The organism is Klebsiella sp. D5A, assembly GCF_001620885.1.
Classification (GTDB): Bacteria; Pseudomonadota; Gammaproteobacteria; order Enterobacterales; family Enterobacteriaceae; genus Klebsiella; species Klebsiella variicola.
In genome coordinates, this window is sequence record NZ_LOAR01000004.1 from 278444 (window position 1) to 298318 (window position 19875).

At 58.5% G+C, this 19875-nt stretch carries 17 protein-coding genes; 5 read left to right on the plus strand and 12 right to left on the minus strand.

The window, feature by feature from the left end; all coding sequences use genetic code 11:
• Positions 1–243: 243 nt before the first annotated feature.
• From galS to folE, 3 genes are all read right to left on the minus strand, one after another.
• Complete coding sequence (gene galS / locus AS136_RS07185) at positions 244–1266, minus strand: HTH-type transcriptional regulator GalS (protein WP_012967553.1); 1023 nt, start codon at positions 1264–1266, stop codon at positions 244–246.
• Between the two features lie 155 nt (positions 1267–1421).
• Complete coding sequence (gene yeiB / locus AS136_RS07190; protein ID WP_008804026.1) at positions 1422–2579, minus strand: DUF418 domain-containing protein YeiB; 1158 nt, start codon at positions 2577–2579, stop codon at positions 1422–1424.
• 15 nt (positions 2580–2594) lie between these two features.
• Positions 2595–3263 carry a GTP cyclohydrolase I FolE gene (folE, locus tag AS136_RS07195; RefSeq protein WP_008804025.1) on the minus strand — a complete coding sequence of 223 codons (669 nt, stop codon included), beginning with the start codon at positions 3261–3263 and terminating at the stop codon, positions 2595–2597.
• Positions 3264–3624: 361 nt separating this feature from the next.
• Between folE and fghA the strand changes: the two genes are divergently transcribed.
• Positions 3625–4458 (plus strand): S-formylglutathione hydrolase, encoded by an 834-nt coding sequence (gene fghA, locus AS136_RS07200; protein ID WP_023323032.1) that lies wholly within the window; start codon positions 3625–3627, stop codon positions 4456–4458.
• Positions 4459–4528: 70 nt separating this feature from the next.
• Here the strand turns inward: fghA and cirA are convergent, their stop codons facing one another.
• The 3 genes from cirA to yieE all read right to left on the minus strand — a co-directional run bounded on the left by cirA (position 4529) and on the right by yieE (position 9314).
• On the minus strand, positions 4529–6502 hold the full coding sequence (gene cirA, locus AS136_RS07205; protein WP_016161549.1) for a catecholate siderophore receptor CirA: 1974 nt from the start codon (positions 6500–6502) through the stop codon (positions 4529–4531).
• A 299-nt stretch (positions 6503–6801) separates the two neighbouring features.
• Complete coding sequence (locus tag AS136_RS07210) at positions 6802–8271, minus strand: amino acid permease (RefSeq protein ID WP_008804022.1); 1470 nt, start codon at positions 8269–8271, stop codon at positions 6802–6804.
• A gap of 176 nt (positions 8272–8447) precedes the next feature.
• On the minus strand, positions 8448–9314 hold the full coding sequence (gene yieE / locus AS136_RS07215; RefSeq protein WP_008804021.1) for a DNA-binding transcriptional regulator YeiE: 867 nt from the start codon (positions 9312–9314) through the stop codon (positions 8448–8450).
• A 265-nt stretch (positions 9315–9579) separates the two neighbouring features.
• Here yieE and AS136_RS07220 point away from each other — a divergent pair, with 265 nt between their 5' ends.
• Positions 9580–10629 carry a YeiH family protein gene (locus AS136_RS07220; RefSeq protein ID WP_002912935.1) on the plus strand — a complete coding sequence of 350 codons (1050 nt, stop codon included), beginning with the start codon at positions 9580–9582 and terminating at the stop codon, positions 10627–10629.
• Between the two features lie 71 nt (positions 10630–10700).
• Positions 10701–11555, plus strand: coding sequence for a deoxyribonuclease IV (gene nfo / locus AS136_RS07225; protein ID WP_012967549.1), 855 nt, complete (start codon positions 10701–10703; stop codon positions 11553–11555).
• A 52-nt stretch (positions 11556–11607) separates the two neighbouring features.
• Here nfo and fruA read toward each other — a convergent pair whose 3' ends face one another.
• The 3 genes from fruA to fruB are packed head-to-tail and all read right to left on the minus strand — an operon-like array spanning position 11608 to position 15388.
• Positions 11608–13302 (minus strand): PTS fructose transporter subunit IIBC, encoded by a 1695-nt coding sequence (fruA, locus tag AS136_RS07230; RefSeq protein ID WP_023323033.1) that lies wholly within the window; start codon positions 13300–13302, stop codon positions 11608–11610.
• Positions 13303–13318: 16 nt separating this feature from the next.
• The gene (gene fruK / locus AS136_RS07235) at positions 13319–14257 is read right to left on the minus strand and encodes a 1-phosphofructokinase (RefSeq protein ID WP_004103928.1); all 939 of its coding nucleotides are present in this window, start codon (positions 14255–14257) and stop codon (positions 13319–13321) included.
• Complete coding sequence (fruB, locus tag AS136_RS07240) at positions 14258–15388, minus strand: fused PTS fructose transporter subunit IIA/HPr protein (protein WP_008804018.1); 1131 nt, start codon at positions 15386–15388, stop codon at positions 14258–14260. It lies immediately after the preceding gene.
• Positions 15389–15722: 334 nt separating this feature from the next.
• Between fruB and setB the strand changes: the two genes are divergently transcribed.
• Positions 15723–16904, plus strand: a complete 1182-nt coding sequence (setB, locus tag AS136_RS07245; RefSeq protein WP_008804017.1) for a sugar efflux transporter SetB — start codon at positions 15723–15725, stop codon at positions 16902–16904.
• Positions 16905–16938: 34 nt separating this feature from the next.
• Here setB and AS136_RS07250 read toward each other — a convergent pair whose 3' ends face one another.
• Both AS136_RS07250 and AS136_RS07255 read right to left on the minus strand, forming a co-directional pair.
• On the minus strand, positions 16939–18075 hold the full coding sequence (locus AS136_RS07250; RefSeq protein ID WP_012967548.1) for an HlyD family secretion protein: 1137 nt from the start codon (positions 18073–18075) through the stop codon (positions 16939–16941).
• Position 18076: 1 nt separating this feature from the next.
• A complete protein-coding gene (locus tag AS136_RS07255; RefSeq protein ID WP_008804015.1) occupies positions 18077–18421 on the minus strand; it encodes a DUF3302 domain-containing protein in 345 nt (114 codons plus the stop codon).
• 213 nt (positions 18422–18634) lie between these two features.
• Between AS136_RS07255 and AS136_RS07260 the strand changes: the two genes are divergently transcribed.
• Entirely contained in the window at positions 18635–19567 is a 933-nt protein-coding gene (locus AS136_RS07260) for a LysR family transcriptional regulator (protein ID WP_012541024.1), read from the plus strand.
• Between the two features lie 2 nt (positions 19568–19569).
• Here the strand turns inward: AS136_RS07260 and AS136_RS07265 are convergent, their stop codons facing one another.
• Positions 19570–19824: a YkgJ family cysteine cluster protein gene (locus AS136_RS07265; RefSeq protein ID WP_008804013.1), complete on the minus strand. Its 255-nt coding sequence runs from the start codon at positions 19822–19824 to the stop codon at positions 19570–19572.
• Between the last annotated feature and the right edge of the window lie 51 nt (positions 19825–19875).

The window sequence follows — 19875 nt, forward strand, 5'->3', positions numbered from 1 at the left end:
GTTTGTTGCATTAGTGTTACCGCACAACGCATTTCACGACGAAAATTCGGTCTTCCGTGTCGGGTAACGCTCCAGAAAGATACGGCTCTAAAACTCGTTTAACGCCTTGTTCCTACTTAAAAAAGTGAGGATAACCCATCACCTCGTGGTTCAGACTGGTAAACGCTGCCATCATAATCAGGCGAATGTTAATATACTGTGAATTTACTCACAAATTGAAAGCGGTTACATCCCATCACCGCTTCAGTTAGTGATCGGCCCCACAGTTTGCCGCTGGGCAACGGAATGACGGCGCACCAGCGTCGGCATAAAGCAGTGCGTTGCCTCGCGATCCAGCTTGCCGGCCGCCCCCAGCAGCGCCAGCTCGGTGGCCAGCTTTGCCATCGACATTACCGGATAGCGCACGGTAGTGAGTTGAGGATCGGTGTAACGGGAAATAGGAATATCATCAAAGCCAATTAGCGACAGATGCTGCGGCACGACAATGCCGTTGTCCTTCAGGGTCGTCAGCGCGCCGGCCGCCATGCTGTCGTTATAGGCGAATACCGCGGTGAGACCGAGATTACGCCCCAGCAGTTCGACCATCGCCGCCTCGCCGCCCTGCATATCCGGGGAGCCAGAACCGACCCAGCTGTCCGGGGCGATGATGCCCTGCTCCTGCAGCGCTTTGCTCCACCCTTCCCGGCGCATATCGTCATCTTCAATGCCGTGGTTTGAGGAGAGATAGCCGATGCGCTGGTGACCGTGATTGAGCAGCATGCGGGTGGCCATCAGCGCGCCGCTGACGTTGTCGAGCCCGACGCAGCGATGGGCAAAGCCTGGCACAATGCGGTTGATCAGCACCATTCCCGGGATATGTTGCATAAAGTCGCTCAGTTCATCATCGCTGAGCGCTTTCGAATGGACAATCAGCGCCGAGCAGCGCTGGCGGATCAGCACCTCGATGGCGTGGCGCTCTTTTTCCGCCTCGTGATAGCTGTTGCCGATCAGCACATACTTCTGATGCTGCTGGGCGACGGTATCCACCGCTTTCACCAGCGCGCCGAAGAAGGCGTCGGAGACGTCCATCACCACCACGCCGATGGTATCGCTCACCTGGGTGGCCAGCGCCTGGGCGTTGGCGTTGGGTCGGTAGCCCAGTTGGGTCACCGCTTTCATCACGGCGTCGCGCGTATCCGGACTCACCAGCGCGCTGTTGTTCAGCACCCGCGACACGGTGGCCACGGATACACCCGCCTGGCGGGCGACATCACGAATGGTGATCATACTCAGCGACCTTAAGAGAATTACAGCACGTCACATTCACCTCCTGTGCTCAGCAAGGAGGCTATTCTGGCAGCGACCCGCGGTCCGCTACGTGAGTGAGGTCACACGGCTGGAAACGTTTACATCCGTTTTGTTAATGATTGTGATCGAGATCGTTATCTGGATGTGTCTTTCAATGATGTGCCTGACGCACGCAGGGTTAACTGACGCCACAGCCATTCCACCGGCCCCTGGCGGAAGCGGCGCAGCCACAGCGATGAGACAAGGAGGTTAACGGCCCAGATGGGGGGAACAAAGGCCAGCAGCTGCAGACGATCGAAGCGCATAAACAGCCCGAGATGATAAAACAGGGTGGTGCAGATCAGGGTCTGCAACAGGTAGTTGGTCAGCGCCATGCGTCCGACGCAGGCGATAGCGCCCACCAGGCGGAAACGGCACAGCTGCGGCCAGTAGCCCCAGGCCAGCGAGGCATAGCCGATCGCCTGTAAGGGGGCGCTCAGTTCGCGCGGCGCCTGCAGCAAAAACGCGCACCAGCGATAGTCCCAGGCCAGATACCACTGGGCGAATATTGCCGGCAGATTTACCGCCATGCCGGCAACCACCAGCAGGGCACCCGTGCGCCGGTAGTGACGCAGACTGAACTGCCCTTTGAGCCAGCCGCTGCGCATTAGCGCCGCGCCCATCAGCATCATCCCCGCCAGCTGCCAGCCATACTGGGCGCCCAGCGCCAGCAGATTGTCCGATAGCATATCCGCCCGGTTGCTGACCGCCTCCATGCCGCCGTGCAGCTTCCAGTACTGCTCATACTGCAGGTTCGCCGCATCCGGCACCCAGGAGCGATTCGCCGCCGTCCCGGAGATGACTCCCAGCAGGACCAGCACCGCAATGCCGATGAGGTAGAGCACCACCCCGGTATTGAACAGCGATTTGACATGGTGCGCCTCACGCACCATGCGCCAGCTCACCAGCCCCACCAGGGCGTAGGCCAGCAGAATGTCGCCATCCCAGAAAAAAAGACCGTGAATGAAACCGAGCAGCGCCAGCAGCGTCAGCCGCGACTGGATCCAGCGCTTCCCTCGCGGGAGCAATAGCTGCAGACCGGCGCCAAACAGCAACGCGAACAGGGTGAGAAACTTCACCTGCGCCAGCAGGTCGAGGAGTGCCCACGTCCAGGCATCGCTGAGGGTCGCGCTTCCTGACCAGGCGGGATTGAGGTAAGCGGCCTTCGGCAAGCCGAAGGCGCTGATATTGAGAAGCAGGATACCGAGGATGGCGACGCCGCGGACAAAGTCCAGCGTGACATTTCTCTCCATGTACCCTGCTCCGTTTTAGTTGTGGTGACGTACTGCGCGCAGGAATTCCTGGCGGGTATTCTGGCTGGATTTAAACAGGCCGCCGAGAGAGGTGGTGGTGGTGGCGCTGGTCGCATCGCGAATGCCGCGCGCCTTCACGCAGTAATGCACCGCGTCAATGGATACCGCCACGTTGCTGGTGCCGAGCAGCGTCTGCAGCGCGATCAGGATCTGCTGGGTCAGACGCTCCTGGACCTGCGGACGCTGAGCGAAAAACTGCACGATGCGGTTGATTTTCGACAGCCCGATCACCGCATCTTTCGGGATATAGGCTACTGTCGCTTTACCATCGATGGTGACGAAATGGTGTTCGCAGGTGCTGGTCAGGGTGATATCGCGCACGGTCACCATTTCATCAACCTTCATTTTGTTTTCAATGACGGTGATTTTTGGGAAGCGGGAGTAATCCAGCCCGGAGAAGATCTCATCGACATACATTTTGGCGATGCGATGCGGGGTCTCCATCAGACTGTCATCACTCAGATCCAGATTCAGCAGTTGCATAATCTCGGTCATATGACCGGTAATCAAACGCTTGCGTGTTTCGTTATCAATTTCTTGTACTGGCGCACGCATCGGCGTCTCCAGCCCACGAGCGACCAGCGCTTCATGAACGAGGACGGCTTCTTTACTCAGTGATGACATTTGGGTTTCTCCTGCAGGTGTGGCGCTCTTTGCTTTTTCTGGGGGCAAAGTTTGTATTCATTGTGCGTGAGGTGGCGCACAGAATCCAGTAGCCGTAACGATAATTATTGAAATTGGCGCTGCCTTTTATTAGGGCCTGAAGCCGCGCCTCAGGCGCGGCGCCAAATCCTTATCGCCGAATCCGGAATGATCTAACCGCTGTACGCATCCATAAGCGCCATCGCTACACCGGCATGTTGGCTATAAGTTGCATTAATGATGCAGTAAGTTCTCAAAAGGAGAAAGTGAAAGTTACTCACCGGCTAATGAAATATCTGTATTATGAACGTTTACGCGCCCCCCCCCTTTCGAGGAGCCTTGCATGGAACTGCTTGAAGAGCATCGCTGTTTTGACGGTCGGCAACAACGCTGGCGTCATCACTCCCCTGTCCTGAACTGCGCCATGACGTTCAGCATTTTTTTACCGCCTGAGCGCGAAACGCCGCCGCCGGTACTGTACTGGCTGTCCGGGCTGACCTGTAACGACGAAAACTTTACCACCAAGGCGGGCGCCCAGCGCATTGCCGCTGAGCTGGGCATCGCGCTGGTGATGCCGGATACCAGCCCACGCGGTGATGAGGTCGCCAACGATGATGGATACGATCTGGGGCAAGGCGCCGGCTTCTACCTGAATGCCACCGAGGCGCCGTGGGCGGCGCACTATCGGATGTATGATTATCTGCGCGATGAACTGCCCGCGCTGATCCGTAGCGAGTTTAGCGTCGGCGAACGCTGCGCCATCAGCGGCCATTCGATGGGCGGTCACGGCGCGCTGGTAATGGCGCTCAAAAATCCGGGCCGCTATGCCAGCGTCTCCGCCTTCGCGCCGATCGTCAATCCCGGCCAGGTGCCGTGGGGCAAGAAAGCGTTTACCGCCTATCTGGGCGCGGATGAATCGACATGGCAGTCGTGGGACAGCTGCGCGCTGATGCAGGCCAGCCAGCAGGCTGACGCCGTGCCGACGCTCATCGACCAGGGCGATAACGATCCGTTCCTCGCCGGGCAATTACAACCGGCCGTACTGGCGGAAACCGCCCGCCAGAAGGCCTGGCCGTTAACGCTGCGTATCCAGCCTGGCTACGACCACAGCTATTACTTCATTGCCTCGTTTATTGAAGACCATCTGCGCTTCCATGCGCAGCATCTCTTTGCCTAAACGCCACTGCGCCGCGAAGCAGCTTCACGGCGCATGCTCAGGCCCGCAGGCCACGTTTTAGTGCCGACGATCAGAAGCGATAATCCACCGCCATAAAGTAGCGGCGGCCCTCTTCGGTATAGCTGTAGTCGTCCCGGCTCAGATCTTTATCACCCACGTTCTGCACCCCGGAGCGCAGTTTCACGTTTTTGGTCACCTGCCACGCCGCGCCAACGTCAAACAGGGTGTAGCCGCCCGGCGTTTTGCCGGTGGCGCTTACCGCGCGTTGCTGGCCGGTATAGTTGGCCGTCACGTAGAAGGACCAGTCGTCCAGCGGTTTCCAGTCAAGCGTGCCGTTGGCGGTATGGAACGGCAGCGTCTGCAGCGGTTTGTCGCCGCCATTGCTCAGATCGCGGCCATCGTTATAGGTGTAGTTCATCGTCAGCTTCCACTCATCGCCAAACGGGATCTTCACCTCCGTCTCCACCCCTTTGATGCGGGCTTTGTTGACGTTGAAATAGCGGAAGATCGGCACGCGCTTGCCGTTGACGGTTTTCCAGCCGACAAAGTTCGGGTAGCCCGGCGCTTCGCTGGCGCTGGAGGTGCGCAGAACATCGATCATATCGTCGACATTATTCTGGAAGGTGGTGATGCTGCCTTCAACATCCTGCAGCCAGCCCTCTTCCCCACGGTAGTAGAGACCGAGCTCGAAACTTTCACTGGTTTCCGGTTTCAGGTCCGGGTTACCGATGATGCTGCACGACCCGCGGCAGGAGTTGGTGGTCCAGTCGGGGTTAAGCTGCAGCAGCGACGGGGCTTTAAACGCCGTCGCCCAGCCGCCTTTGACGGTGACGGTATCGGTGGCGTTATACACCAGATAGGCGCGTGGGCTCCAGTGATCGCCATAGGTCTGATGGTCGTCCATACGAATGCCGGTGGTCAGCGCCAGCGGCTCGATGATGCGCCATTCGTCTTCGATAAACAGGGCGTACTGACTGGCGGAGGTCGACTGGCCGCCACTGCTCAGGTTGACCGGATCTTTGAGTTTATCGTGGCGCCATTCGCCGCCGAAGGTCACCAGCTGGTTAATCATGTCCAGCGGCAGGACATACTTGCCGTCGATGGCATTGCTTTCCGAGGTGATGGTCCCGTTCTGCCCCGGATTTTTGTTATCCACCTTTTCGCCGTAGAACTTGAGCTCGCTGTTACCCATATCCCAGCGGCCATTATGGCTCAGGGAGTAGTTCTCACGCTCAAGGCGGTTGCGGTCAAGGGAATCGGAATCACGATCCTGACGGTCAAAGCCATAGCCCGCCGTAAAATCATGGTTTTCGCCCGGCGTCCAGGCGAATTCAACATTGCCATCGCGGCTGGTGAAGCCCTCGATGCGCGGCGTCTCGCCGGTGGCGCTGCTGGAAGACTGCGGATCGTCCTTAGCGCGTTTTGCCAGGCTGCCGTAGGCCTTCATCCCGAGCACGCCGTCGATCAGCGGACCGCTGGTGAAGAACTGACCGTTCCAGGTATCGCCGCGATCGCGGTGTTCCTGAATGGTGGTATCGGCGCTCAGCGTCCCGGTCCATTTCTGGCCGATTTTTTTGGTAATAATGTTGACCACGCCGCCGAGCGCATCGGAACCGTAAAGGGAGGACATCGGGCCGCGCACCACCTCGATACGTTCGATGGCATCCACCGGGATCCAGTTCAGGTCGAAGTCATTGTGGCGGAAGACGGCGTTGCGGGAGTTGACGCGTTTCCCGTCGACGAGGATCAGGGTATAGCTGCTGCTCAGACCGCGAATGCTGACGCCCTTGCGGTTATCCCCTTCGTTAGTGAGCTGGACCCCAGGGACATCGCGCAGTACGTCTTTCAGGTTCTGGACGGGCTTACGTTGTAAATCCTGCTGGGTGATGACGCTGATGCTCGCCGGCGCGTCTTTGACGCTCTGTTCAGTGGCCGAGGCGGTCACCACCAGCGTTTCTTCATTTACATCGGCGAGAGCCGGAAACGCCAATGATACGACGGACGCAGACAATCCCGCCCGGATAAAAGGGTTTAACCTGAACATTCCAAATCTCCATGAGGTGTACAACCAAACAAACAAAAAGGTGCTGCTCACACGCGCTGGCGGCCTGTCGCTCTGTCGGCGGCATGCTCGCGCTGTTTTCTCGTCGATGTGGCTGGTCGCCCGATGTCAGTCTGACCCAATGGCAGAGACGGGGAGTGGCTTCATCCGTAATGGGCGAAAATGATAAAGATAATGATTACGATTATCAATATAATTATGAAGAATTGTGTCAAGCTGTAACCGTGCGGACATAAAAAAAGCCCTCTTTTCAGAGGGCTTTTATCGCACAATTGCGAAGATTAACGCTTAAAGCGGTCCGGGAAGGTCATTTCGCTGTAGCGAACAAAGCGGGTGCCTTTCGCCAGCTTGTAACCAAACCAGATGACGAGGAACAGCGGAATACCGATGTAGGTCGCCGCCACGCCGCCCCAGTCAATGGTGTCCTTGAGGAACGCTTCGTAGTTCTGTCCGAGGGTGATGATCAGGCACAGCACGAAAGCGAAGATCGGCCCCAGCGGGAAGAACCCGGAACGATACGGCAGATTATTAATATCGTTACCCTGCATGACGTAGCCACGACGGAAACGATAGTGGCTGATCGCAATCCCCAGCCAGGCGATAAAGCCGGTCATCCCGGAGGTGTTCAGCAGCCACAGGTACACCGTCTGGTTGCCGAACATGGACGTCAGGAAGCACAGCGCCGCGATAACAGTGGTCGCGTACAGCGCGTTGCGCGGCACGCCGCCACGCGACAGCTTCGAGAAAATACGCGGCGCTTTGCCGTCGCAGGCCAGGGTGTACAGCATACGCGTGGAAGCGTACATCCCGGAGTTACCGGCCGACAGAACGGCAGTCAGAATAACCGCGTTCATGATCGCCGCCGCCGACAGCAGACCAGCATGCTGGAAGACCAGCGTGAACGGGCTGACGGAGATATCCTTCACATCGTTGCGCAGCAGGCTCGGGTCGGTGTACGGAATGATCAGGCTGATAATCAGAATGGCGAAAACGTAGAACAGCAGGATACGCCAGAAGACCTGGCGCACCGCGCGCGGGATGTTCTTCTCCGGATCCTCAGACTCACCGGCCGCGATGCCGATAAGCTCAGTGCCCTGGAAGGAGAAGCCGACAATCATCGCCACGCCGATCATCGCCGAGAAACCACCGGCGAATGGCGCATCCGCGATCCCCCAGTTGCTCCAGCCAGTGGGCTGCGACCCTTTGAAGATGCCGACAATCATCATCACGCCGACAATAATAAAGATAATGACGGTGGCGACTTTGATCAGCGAGAACCAGTATTCCGCCTCGCCAAAGCCGCGCACCGAGATCCAGTTCAGCAGGAACATAATGCCAAGGAACAAGGCGCTCCAGATCCAGCCCGGGGTATCAGGGAACCAGTAGCTCATCACCAGTTGCGAAGCCACGAGGTCAACGGCGATCGTCACCGCCCAGTTGTACCAGTAGTTCCAGCCCAGCGCGAAGCCGAAGCCTTCTTCAACATAATTCTGGCCGTAGGTGGCGAAGGAACCGGACACCGGCATAAACGCCGCCAGCTCGCCCAGGCTGGTCATCAGGAAATAGACCATCAAACCGATCAGAATATAAGACAGCAGCGCCCCGCCGGGACCTGCTTGCGAAATGGTTGCGCCAGAGGCAACAAAAAGACCCGTACCGATGGAACCGCCAATGGCGATCATGGTCAAGTGGCGCGCCTTCAGTTCACGACGTAGCGTGGGCGCTTCTGTGGTTTTAGTTTCCGAAACCATGTGATAATGCTATCCATCCAAAAAATGAGGCGCGATTGTAGCAGACGATCGGGGTTCCATCCGGTACAAATGCAAAGTTATAAGAGAGCTTCATGATCGCCCGCAAATTATTAGTAAAGCACTAACCTGCGGAATTGCCAGCGAATTCCCCCGTTATGAGGCGTAAAAACCGGGTGCTACACCTGGCAATATTGCAGAAAACGTTGTAATGCTTTGGAAATATGCTTCTGCCGATGATGGATGCGCCACAGCGTGCGCGTCAGCCGGGGCAATGGCACTTTCAGCTCCGCCAGCGTGCCCGAGGCCAGCTGTTCGGCAATCACCCGGCGCGATAAACAGCTGATGCCCAAGCCATGCCGGACGGCGTGCTTGATCGCCTCCGAATTGCCCAGCTCCATGCCCATATGAAACGCCGGCAGATGCGACAGCAGTACATAATCGACAATCTCCCGGGTACCGGACCCATGCTCGCGCAGGATCCACGGCGCCTCAGCCAGTTGCTGCAGGGTCACCTCCCCCGCCAGCAGCGGCGAATCAGGCGCAGCAAACACCACCAGCTCATCTTCCAGCCACGGCTCGGCAATGATGTCGGCGGCATGGCACGGCCCCTCAATCAGACCGAAATCCACCCGCAGGTCGGCGACGGCGTTGATCACATCCAGGCTGTTGCCGACGCTCAATTCCACCGGCAGTTCCGGGAAGTCATGGCGATAACGGGCGATGATCTCCGGCATAATATAGTTGCCGATGGTGCTGCTGGCGTAGACCCGGATCGCCCCGTTATCGCCGCGAAACAGCTGTTCGATCTCCAGCGCCCGCTCCAGCAGCGCCAGCGCACGCGGGTACAGCAGCCGTCCGTGCTCATTCACCACCAGTCGTTTACCGACGCGGTCAAACAGCTGCACGCCGAGCTGCCCTTCCAGATCGGTCAGCGCGGCGCTGACCGCAGATTGCGAAAGCGCCAGCATCTGTGACGCCTGAGTGGTTGACCCACTCTTATGGACTTCGGCGAACACTTCCAGCTGCCGCAGCGTAATATGCATAACCCACCCGTTTAGTAATCCAACCTGAATAACCTTCCTTACTATGGTGACACAAATCGAGGCGGCTGAAGGAAGGAAAATCCGCTTATGTCACAAAATCATCGTCTTGCCGGGAAACCACCCCGCTTTCGCCGCATCGCTCCCCTGCCCCCTTGTCAGCGACGATGCGGTCCTTAACCACTTATTACGATTGATTATAAACATATAATCAATTTTATATTTAACCGCGCGCGGCGTAACCTTTAGGCAGACAAAGGAGAAGGTTATGACAGCACTCACTTTACCCACCAAACATCGTTCCCTGTGGCATTTTGTCCCAGGCCTGGCGCTGACCGCCGCGCTGACCGGCGCCGCCCTGTGGGCCGGGAGTTTCCCGGCCATCGCCGGCGCAGGCTTTAGCGCCCTGACCCTCGCTATCCTGTTCGGGATGGTCGTCGGCAACACGGTCTACCCGAAAATCTGGCAGCCCTGCGACGGCGGGGTGATCTTCGCCAAGCAGCACCTGCTGCGCCTGGGGATCATCCTCTACGGCTTCCGCCTGACGTTCGCCCAGATTGCCGACGTCGGCGTGAGCGGTATTTTGATTGACGTTCTGACGCTCTCCAGTACCTTTTTCATCGCCTGCTTCCTTGGCCAGAAAGTGTTTGGTCTCGACAAACACACCAGCTGGCTGATCGGCGCCGGCAGCAGCATCTGCGGCGCGGCGGCTGTGCTCGCCACCGAACCGGTGGTCAAAGCCGAAGCCAGTAAAGTGACGGTCGCCGTCGCCACGGTGGTTATCTTCGGTACCATCGCCATCTTCCTCTACCCGGCGATGTACCCGCTGCTGGCGCACTGGTTTACTCCGGAGACCTACGGGATCTATATGGGTTCCACCATGCATGAAGTGGCGCAGGTGGTTGCCGCCGGCCATGCGGTCAGCCCGGACGCCGAGAACGCGGCGGTTATCGCCAAAATGCTGCGCGTCATGATGCTGGCTCCGTTCCTGCTGTTCCTGGCGGCGCGTGTTAAACAGCTGACCCCGGCAGGCAACGGCGAGAAAAGCAAAATCACCATTCCATGGTTCGCGATTATGTTCATCCTGGTGGCGGTGTTTAACTCCTTCCATCTGCTGCCGAAAGCCGTGGTGGATATGCTGGTGACGCTGGATACCGTTCTGCTGGCGATGGCAATGGCCGCCCTCGGGGTTACCACTCACGTCAGCGCGCTGAAAAAAGCCGGGGCGAAACCGCTGCTGATGGCGCTGATGCTGTTCGTCTGGTTGATTGTCGGCGGCGGGGTCATTAACGTCGCTATCCACAGCCTGATGGCATAAAGCACTACATCTTTCTCCAGTTAAGCCGCTATCATTACCCACCCCCCAGCGGCTTTAACTGGAGTTTTTTTATGAAATACGTAGGAGCGCACGTGAGCGCCTCAGGTGGACTGGCCAATGCCGCCATTCGCGCCGCCGAAATCGAAGCAACCGCCTTCGCCCTCTTCACCAAAAACCAGCGCCAGTGGCGCGCCGCGCCGCTCAGCGACGAAACCATCGCCGAATTCAAAGCCGCCTGCGAAAAGTATCACTTTGGCCCCGGGCAGATCCTGCCGCACGACAGCTACCTGATTAACCTCGGCCATCCGGTGGAAGAGGCGCTGGAAAAATCCCGTGATGCCTTCATTGATGAGATGACCCGCTGCCAGCAGCTGGGGCTGACGCTGCTCAACTTCCACCCCGGCAGTCATCTGCAGCAGATCCCGGAGGAGGCGTGCCTGGCGCGCATCGCCGAATCGATCAATATCGCGCTGGCGAAGACCGAAGGCGTTACTGCGGTGATCGAAAACACCGCCGGCCAGGGCAGCAACCTCGGCTTTAAGTTCGAGCACCTCGCGGCGATTATCGACGGCGTGGAAGATAAATCCCGCGTCGGCGTCTGCATCGATACCTGCCACGCGTTCGCTGCCGGCTATGACCTGCGCAGCGCCGAAGCCTGCGAGAAGACCTTTGCCGACTTCGAGCGTATCGTCGGCTTCCAGTATCTGCGCGGCATGCACCTGAATGATGCCAAGAGTACGTTTGGCAGCCGCGTTGACCGTCACCATAGCCTTGGCGAAGGCAACATTGGCCACGACTGCTTCCGCTGGATCATGCAGGACAGCCGCTTCGACGGCATTCCACTGATTCTGGAAACCATCAACCCGGATATCTGGGCGGAAGAGATTGCCTGGCTGCGGGCACAGCAGATCGCCGAAGTGGCGTAAAACAGAGACAAAAAAAGGGCCGAACAATCGGCCCTTTTTTATTACGGTAAGATTATGCCGCTTTTTCGACGTCCACTACCTGCGCTTCCGGGCGTTTCAGCACCGCGTAGGAGAGGCCCGCCACCAGCGTCCCGGCAACAATCGCCAGCAGGTAGCCCAGCACCGGCGTAATCGCTCCCGGGATCAGCAGGACAAACAGACCGCCGTGCGGCGCCATCAGTTTTGCGCCAATCGCCATCGAGATAGCGCCGGTTACCGCGCCGCCGACGATGCAGCAAGGCAGCACGCGCATCGGGTCACGGGCGGCAAAAGGAATCGCCCCTTCAGAGATAAAGCACAGGCCGAGAACCAGCGCGGCTTTCCCCCCTTCACGCTGCCCTTTGTCGAACTTATTGCGGGCAACCAGCGTCGCGATACCCATCGCCAGCGGAGGCACCATACCGGCCGCCATGATCGCCGCCATCGGCGCGTAGGTCTGGGTACTCAGCAGGCCCACCCCAAAGGCATAAGCCGCTTTATTCACTGGCCCGCCCATGTCGGTACACATCATCGCGCCGAGGATTGCGCCCAGCAGAACCGCGTTCGCGGTGCCCATAGTTTGCAGCCAGTGGGTCAGCCAGGCGAGAATACCGGCTACCGGTTTACCGATCAGGTAGATCATCGCCAGACCCACGATCAGGCTGGAGACCAGCGGAATGATCAGGATTGGCTTCAACGCTTCCATACTCTGCGGCAGTTTCAGCTTCGTGCTGATGGCTTTCGCCACGTAACCGGCAAGGAAACCAGCAATGATCCCGCCAATAAAGCCGGAGCCGCCGCTGACCGCCAGCATACCGCCGATAAGACCCGGGGTCAGGCCCGGACGGTCGGCAATGGAGAAGGCGATAAAGCCTGCCAGCACCGGTACCATCAGCGCGAAGGCCGAGCCGCCGCCGATCTGCATCAGCGCCGCCGCCAGGGTGTCTTTCACTTCAAACGCTTTGATCCCGAAGGCAAAAGAGAGCGCAATACACAGACCCCCGGCCACCACCATCGGCAGCATGTAGGAGACGCCGGTCAGCAGGTGGCGGTAGGCGCCCGCCGACTCTTTTTTCCCTTCGCCAGCAGCCTGAGGTTTACCGGACGGCTGGTACGGTTTGGCTTCGGCCACCGCTTTATCCAGCTCCTGGGCGGTTTTCTTCAGCGCCAGACCGGTGGTGGTGCGATACATTGGCTTACCGGCGAATTTCGCCAGGTCCACCTCGATATCGGCAGCGACGATCACCAGATCCGCCTCGGCCACCTCTTCCGGGGTGATGGCATTGCCAGCCCCGACGGAGCCGCGGGTTTCCACCTTCACCCACCAGCCGCGTTTTTTGGCTTCGGTTTCGATGGCTTCTGCCGCCATAAAGGTATGAGCAACGCCGGTCGGGCAGGCCGTGACCGCGACAATACGTTTCGGTCCGCCGGTAGCCGCCGGGACTGCCGCAGCGGCAGGGGCCGCGTACGGCGTTGCGTGACCTTTGGCTTCGCTGAGGAACAGCTCCGGGTGCGCCACGGCGCGATTAATATCGCCGAGGTAGACCTGTTTGCCGTTCAGCGCGCTGTCGGTGGGCAGCGCCGCGCCCAGCGCAATCACCAGTTCGGCGTCGTTCGGGTTATCAATCAGTTCAAGGTGCGCTTTAGGCGCTGCCGCTCCCAGCAGGGTTTTCGCCATATAGGCGCGCGCCTGTCCGAGTCCGGCATCAATAATCAGCAGCGTTTTCATTATGCCTCTCCTGCTGTCAATTAAAGGGTTGTAAGTCGACGCGCGCCATCATCGCGGCCAACTGGGTACGGTCGGTAATACCCACGTTGCTCTGGCTGACGGCCAGGGCAGCGACGGCAGTCGCCAGGCGCAGGGTATGCTCGCTGGATTCACGCATCAGCAGGCCGTAAATCAGGCCGCCAACCATCGAATCGCCGGCGCCGACGGTGCTGACCACTTCCACTGAAGGCGGTTTGGCAATCCACTCACCGGAGGCGTTCACCCACAGCGCGCCCTCTTCACCCAGGGAAATCACCACGTGGGCGATACCCTGCTCGCGCAGCGCATGGGCGGCTTCGATAACATCTTTCATCTCCGGCAGCTTACGCCCGGCCCAGATTTCCAGCTCGCGACGGTTCGGTTTCACCAGCCATGGCGCCGCTTTCAGTCCGGCAACCAGCGCTTCGCGGCTGCTGTCGAAAATAATGCATGGGCACTGGCTGCGCAGACGGGTCATCCAGTCGGTGAAGGCCTCCGGGCTGACGCCGGACGGCAGGCTGCCGCTGACGCAGACCATATCGAACTGCCCGAGCCAGCTCAGGGAGTCGTTGACGAAGCGTTCCCAGTCGCCCGGGGTGACTTCAAAGCCGGAGAAGTTGAAATCCGTCACTTCGCCATCTTTTTCCGTCAGCTTAACGTTGATACGGGTCCGACCCTGCACCACCTGGAAACGGTTGGCGATCCCCAGCTCGCTGAACAGCTGCTGAAAGCCATCCTGGTTGTCTTTGCCCAGGAAGCCGCCGACGGTGACATCAATGCCGAGATCTTTCAGCACTTTCGCCACGTTGATGCCTTTCCCGGCGGCATGCAGGCCGGTGGTGCGCACCAGGTTCACTTCACCGCGTTCAATCTCCGGGGTGAACCCCACCAGATCGTACGCCGGGTTTAACGTAATCGTTGCTACACGTCTGCTCATTTATGCGCCCTCCCCAAGGCCTGCGGCGATCGCTTCGCCAATCGCATCCAGCGCTTGTTGCGCATCCTCACCCTGCGCGGTGAAACGCAGACGGTGACCTTTTTTCACACCCAGCGCCACGACCTTCATCAGGCTGCGACCGTTGGCCGGCTTGCCGGAACCGTCGAGGTTGGTGACGGTGATGTCGCTGGAGAATTGTTTAATCGTATTGACCAGCATGGTGCCCGGTCGGGCATGCAGGCCGTGCTCATTGCGCACCACGAATTCGGCGCTCAGCACGTCTTCCGCAATGGCATCGTCGCTGGTCAGCAGCGCCAGCACGGTGGCGGCGTCGGCTTTCAGCAAACGGTCAGCTTTCTTGTCCAGCAACAGCTTGCTCAGGCGGTTCAGCACCGCAGTCGGCTGCTCATCGGCCATCGCCACCGTGACCAGCAGAGAAACCGGCTGGTCGTCGCGGGTAAAGGCATTAGCCGCGCGGCTGACCGCCACGGCGCTGCGCAGATTGCCTTCCGCACTGTCGTTCAGCCAGACGCCCTGACCGAGGTTCAGCGGCGTATCGTTGATAGCGTGGCTTACGAATGCCGTGTCAGCGGCACCCACTTCTTTCAGTCGCGCCGCGTTCAGCGCCTGCAGGGTCAGCAGATCGCTGGCCGCCACGTCGAGGCTGAGGGTCTCGTTGTCCAGCTTCAGCGCTTCGCTCTGTTTTTCCCCCATCAGCAGCGCACGCAGCTCTTCCGCGGTGGTGGCGGACTGCAGCTGCGCGGCTACCGCGTCATCGCTTAGCACATGGGTCAGCTGACGCAGCAGGCCAAGGTGTTCATCTGAGCTGGCGGCAATCCCGATCGCCACATAGGCGGTCTGCCCTTCGCCCCAGGTGACGCCCTGCGGGAACTGAAATACCTGGACGCCGGTCTTCAGCACCTGGTCACGGGTGTCCGTCGTGCCGTGCGGGATCGCAATCCCGTTGCCGAGGAAGGTCGAGGTCTGCTGCTCGCGAGCCAGCATACCGTTCACATAGCCATCAGCCACGTTGCCGGCGCTGACCAGCGCGGCGGCGACCTGCCGGATGGCCTCTTCTTTATTACCGGCCTGCTGGCCGGGATGAATATCCTGCACAGATAACTGGAACATGGTTCTCCTCTCCTGCTGAATTGAATCGTTTCAGCTAACTTGAGAAAAAAGGCGCCATCTGACGGGGAACGGATTGTCGAATGACGCTGAAACGTTTCAAGAATTTTGTACCTTTCTTGCTCAACGCGCAAGGTACGTCAGCGACTTGATTGCAGAACTTAGAGGTACTGCACACTTTTGCTGAAGCCTTTGCTATCGACCACCGCAAACGTCAGCTTTTTGCTGAATCTTATATTTTGAAACGCCTTTTTAATTATTCGTGCCATACTACTGTTTATTTTCAGCCAGCAGGCGTAAACTCCGCGCCGTCTCCTGAAACTACAGAAAACCGAACATGCAAAACCGTAGCGCCGCTCTTCCCCGACGCGGGTTCGATGTAACCTCTTCCGCATTCTTAATCGTCGCCTTTCTGACAGGCATTGCCGGGGCGTTGCAAACCCCAACCCTGAGCCTCTTTTTGACCAACGAAGTGCACGTCCGCCCGGCGATGGTCGGCTTCTTTTTTACCGGTAGCGCCGTCATTGGCATTCTGGTCAGCCAGTTTCTCGCCGGCCGCTCCGACCGCCGGGGCGATCGCAAACAGCTGATTGTCGTCTGCTGCCTGCTGGGGGTGCTGGCCTGCCTGCTGTTTGCCTGGAACCGGAACTACTTCATTTTGCTGTTTATCGGCGTCTTCCTCAGTAGCTTTGGCTCGACCGCCAACCCGCAGATGTTCGCCCTCGCGCGCGAGCACGCCGACAAGACCGGTCGCGAAGCGGTGATGTTCAGCTCCATTTTGCGCGCCCAGGTCTCCCTGGCATGGGTGATTGGTCCCCCGCTGGCCTACGCCCTGGCGATGGGGTTTGGTTTTACTGCGATGTATCTCAGCGCTGCGGCGGCGTTTATCGTCTGCGGGATCATGGTCTGGCTGTTCTTACCCAGCATGCATAAAGCGGCGGCGGTGGCGACGGGCCGGCTGGAAGCCCCGCGCACGCACCGCCGCGATGCGCTGCTGCTGTTTAGCATCTGCACGCTGATGTGGGGCACCAACAGCCTGTACATCATTAATATGCCGCTGTTTATCATTAATGAGCTGCATCTGCCGGAGAAGCTGGCCGGGCTGATGATGGGCACCGCGGCCGGACTGGAAATTCCTACCATGCTGATTGCCGGTTATTATGCCCGGCGCTTTGGTAAACGCTTTCTGATGCGCCTTTCGGCAGTGGCCGGTGTGTTGTTTTACGTGGGCATGTTGACGGTGCATACGCCGGCGCTGCTGCTGGCGATGCAGGTGCTGAACGCCGTCTATATCGGGATCCTCGCCGGGATCGGCATGCTCTATTTCCAGGATCTGATGCCGGGGCAAGCGGGCGCGGCCACTACCCTCTACACCAATACCACCCGCGTCGGCTGGATCATCGCCGGTTCACTGGCGGGGGTAGTAGCGGAGATCTGGAGCTATCACGCGGTGTTCTGGATAGCGCTGGTCATGGGTATCACCGCTCAGGTCTGCCTGTGGCGGATCAGGGACGTGTAGGCAAGACGGCCCGGCCTCGACCGGGCCATCCTGATTAATGATCCAGATAGAGGTAATGCAGCCAGCTGGTCATTCGTAGCAGGACTTTGCGCATAATCGACACATGGGCAAAATAATCGGTATAAACCGCCGCCTGCGCACTGACCCCGTCCGGTAAATGTTCCACTTCCGGGTGGGGATCGAGGTCGATCAGCACATAGATGCCCTCTTTTCCGGCTCCGGCGCTCAGCCCCTGCAGCGCACCGCTGGCCTGGTAGCTGCCATCCGGGATCGCCGGCAGCACCCGCGATACCTTACCGCTATAGACGCTGCCCGGCAGACCGTTAAACACCACCTCCGCGCTATCCCCGGCCGTCAGACGCAGAACCGAGTTCTGGCGGAATACCGCCACCACCTGGCGCTTTTGCTGGGGAATAAACACCAGCACCGGCTTGAAGGGCAGACGTACCGCGGTCATCCCCGGCCGCGCCAATAGCTGGGTAACGTAGCCATCGCTCGGCGCACGAACCACAGTTTGCGCCAGATTATACTCCGCCTCGAGGATCTGCGATTTCAGACTGGCAATGTTGGCATCAAGCCCGTTATAGCGGCCAGACACCTGCTCTCTGGCGTTTTGTAATTGCGCTTTCGCCGCCTGCAATACCGCCGTCTGGATCTGCACCTGCTGCCTGGCGTGAGTCACATCCTGTTCCGAGAAAGGATTGACCGGCATGGCCGCTCCCTGGGCATAACGCTGGTAGTCACGGGTAACACGATCGTACTCGGCCTGCGCCTGCTGCACTCTGGCGCTGGCATCGTCGATAGTCGCCTGCTTCGCCCGCAGCGTCGCCTCCCCGGCCGCCAGATCGGCTTTCAGCTTGTTCAGCCGCGCGCGGTAGCGGGTGTCATCGATGCGGAACAGCAGTTCGCCCTTCTTCATTAACACATTGGTTTTACTAGTGACCTCAACCACCTCGCCTGAGACCTGAGGCACCATCGGAATAGAAACAACAATTTTTTGCGCCCGCAGCGTATAGGGATGGTTATAGTTCATCGTTAATATTAACGCGCCTACGACCACTATTCCGCCTAATATGGCAGTGGGTATTGTCCATTTATTTACTGGAATGCGAAATATCTTAAAAACGCCCCAGGCGATGGCGACATAGCAAAGGATAATTAACAGATCCATATTATTTATCTTTATTCCCCGCTGACGCCTGCTGGCTGTTTTTTAACGCCGCTTCGAGTAATGCGATACGTTGCTCCAGTTCCTTGCGTTGCAGACTATCCTCGGTCTGCGAAGCCATCCCCCACCCGCGGTCAGGGCGGTACAAGGTGGCCCAGATCCACAGAAAAGGCCAGATAGCATGCAGGGTAAACAGGCTTATCCAGCCCGCCACATGAATCGCGTCCTGATGGGGGTGCTGCCGTTTTTGCGCGATATGATAGGGAATATCGTGGATAATAATCACTCCATAAAATAATATGAGAAAAACCAGTATTAATACAAACAAAGCAAAATAATTAAGCAGCATGGTGCATATACACTCAGTAAGCCAGCGGGAAGATCGTTATTTTTAATGACGTCGAGGACCACAAAAGAAGCGATAAAACGCACAATTTTCCTTAAATAACGGACTGTTCAACGCAAAGGCCATCATACGTTTAGCTGATCAATAAATCACATGGCAATTCCGCCAAACTGGTATATCATTTTTGATATACCACAGATATCAGGCAGCGATAAGATGTTGAAAGACTTTAAAATGGATGAGCTGAGGATCATCTGCGCTATCGCCGAAACCGCCAGCGTCAGCCGGGCGGCCCAGCGCCTGAATATGCCCCAGTCTAACGTTTCGCGGACGCTGACCAGCGTGGAGCGGAAAGTCGGTTTGGCCATATTCCTGCGCACCGCCAGAGAGCTGGTGCGCACCGAGTTCGGCGAGCAGTTTATCCATGCCAGTCGCGCGGTTCTCGAACAGCATGAGCAGCTTATCAACCTCGCCGACCGTTATAAGAACACGCTGCAGGGCGTGGTCACCCTTGGGGCGCCCATCGGTATCCACCAGTTTCTCGGGCGCTATATTCTGCCGGCGCTGAGGAAAACCCTGCCGGAGCTGCAGATCAATCTGGTCACCCGCAACGCCAGCGAGCGGGAACAGAAATACGGCGCCATCTTCAATAGCGACTGCGATCTGCTGATAAGCCCCTTTAAGCCGCAGAATGAAAATCTCATCGCCCGCCCCTTTACCCGCTTTCGCACCGGCGTCTTCGCCTCTCCGGACTATCTGGCGCAACATCCTATCGCCGAGCCGGAGGCGCTGGTGGATCATGAGTGCATTACCCTGCGCATGTTGGGCGGCAGCGACAATGTCTGGACCTTCAAAAGCAAAAACGGCGAACCGCTTAATCTCACGGTAAAGGGGGGATTCGTTTGCGATAACACACTACCGGCGGTGGAGCTGGCGAAGCTGGGGATGGGGATCGTCTATGCGCCCTACTATTCACTCGCCACCGAGCTGGCGGCGGGACAGCTGGTTCCCTGTCTGAAAAAGGAGCGCTGTATCGACCTGCAGGCCTGGCTTATCTTCCAGCGGCGGGACATTCTCCCCCTGCGCGTACAGGCGCTACTCGACGGCCTCAGCGCCCATATCAAAAACCTGTCTCATCTGCTGCTTTAAGCTCAGGGCGCGGTGGCCAGCTCAAGATCCAGCAGCCAGGTGATGGCGTCATCGCGGTGGGTGAAGCACATCTCGGGCGAGGGCTGCAGGCTGGCGCACACCTTCGGGCGCAGAGGGGAGCCGAAAATCAGGCACAAGTTGTGCTCGGAAAGCTGAATACAGCGGGTATTGGCGGGCTTGCCCTGCGGCATGCCGGGTATTGGCGATGATATAGAGGGAGCGATGCAACATGCGCCACAATCGGTACGACATTCCACAACCCAGCTCCCAAACGCTCATTTTGTGCCACAGCCTAAACGTTTTGCCAG

Coding starts and splice junctions, on each gene's coding strand:
- fruK (WP_004103928.1), bottom strand. CDS start 14,257: ATGAGCAGACGTGTAGCAACGATTACGTTAAACCCGGCGTACGATCTG.
- yieE (WP_008804021.1), bottom strand. CDS start 9,314: ATGCATATTACGCTGCGGCAGCTGGAAGTGTTCGCCGAAGTCCATAAG.
- folE (WP_008804025.1), bottom strand. CDS start 3,263: ATGTCATCACTGAGTAAAGAAGCCGTCCTCGTTCATGAAGCGCTGGTC.
- AS136_RS07250 (WP_012967548.1), bottom strand. CDS start 18,075: ATGGATCTGTTAATTATCCTTTGCTATGTCGCCATCGCCTGGGGCGTT.
- fruA (WP_023323033.1), bottom strand. CDS start 13,302: ATGAAAACGCTGCTGATTATTGATGCCGGACTCGGACAGGCGCGCGCC.
- AS136_RS07255 (WP_008804015.1), bottom strand. CDS start 18,421: ATGCTGCTTAATTATTTTGCTTTGTTTGTATTAATACTGGTTTTTCTC.
- yeiB (WP_008804026.1), bottom strand. CDS start 2,579: ATGGAGAGAAATGTCACGCTGGACTTTGTCCGCGGCGTCGCCATCCTC.
- AS136_RS07220 (WP_002912935.1), top strand. CDS start 9,580: ATGACAGCACTCACTTTACCCACCAAACATCGTTCCCTGTGGCATTTT.
- galS (WP_012967553.1), bottom strand. CDS start 1,266: ATGATCACCATTCGTGATGTCGCCCGCCAGGCGGGTGTATCCGTGGCC.
- AS136_RS07210 (WP_008804022.1), bottom strand. CDS start 8,271: ATGGTTTCGGAAACTAAAACCACAGAAGCGCCCACGCTACGTCGTGAA.
- AS136_RS07260 (WP_012541024.1), top strand. CDS start 18,635: ATGTTGAAAGACTTTAAAATGGATGAGCTGAGGATCATCTGCGCTATC.
- cirA (WP_016161549.1), bottom strand. CDS start 6,502: ATGTTCAGGTTAAACCCTTTTATCCGGGCGGGATTGTCTGCGTCCGTC.
- fghA (WP_023323032.1), top strand. CDS start 3,625: ATGGAACTGCTTGAAGAGCATCGCTGTTTTGACGGTCGGCAACAACGC.
- fruB (WP_008804018.1), bottom strand. CDS start 15,388: ATGTTCCAGTTATCTGTGCAGGATATTCATCCCGGCCAGCAGGCCGGT.
- nfo (WP_012967549.1), top strand. CDS start 10,701: ATGAAATACGTAGGAGCGCACGTGAGCGCCTCAGGTGGACTGGCCAAT.
- setB (WP_008804017.1), top strand. CDS start 15,723: ATGCAAAACCGTAGCGCCGCTCTTCCCCGACGCGGGTTCGATGTAACC.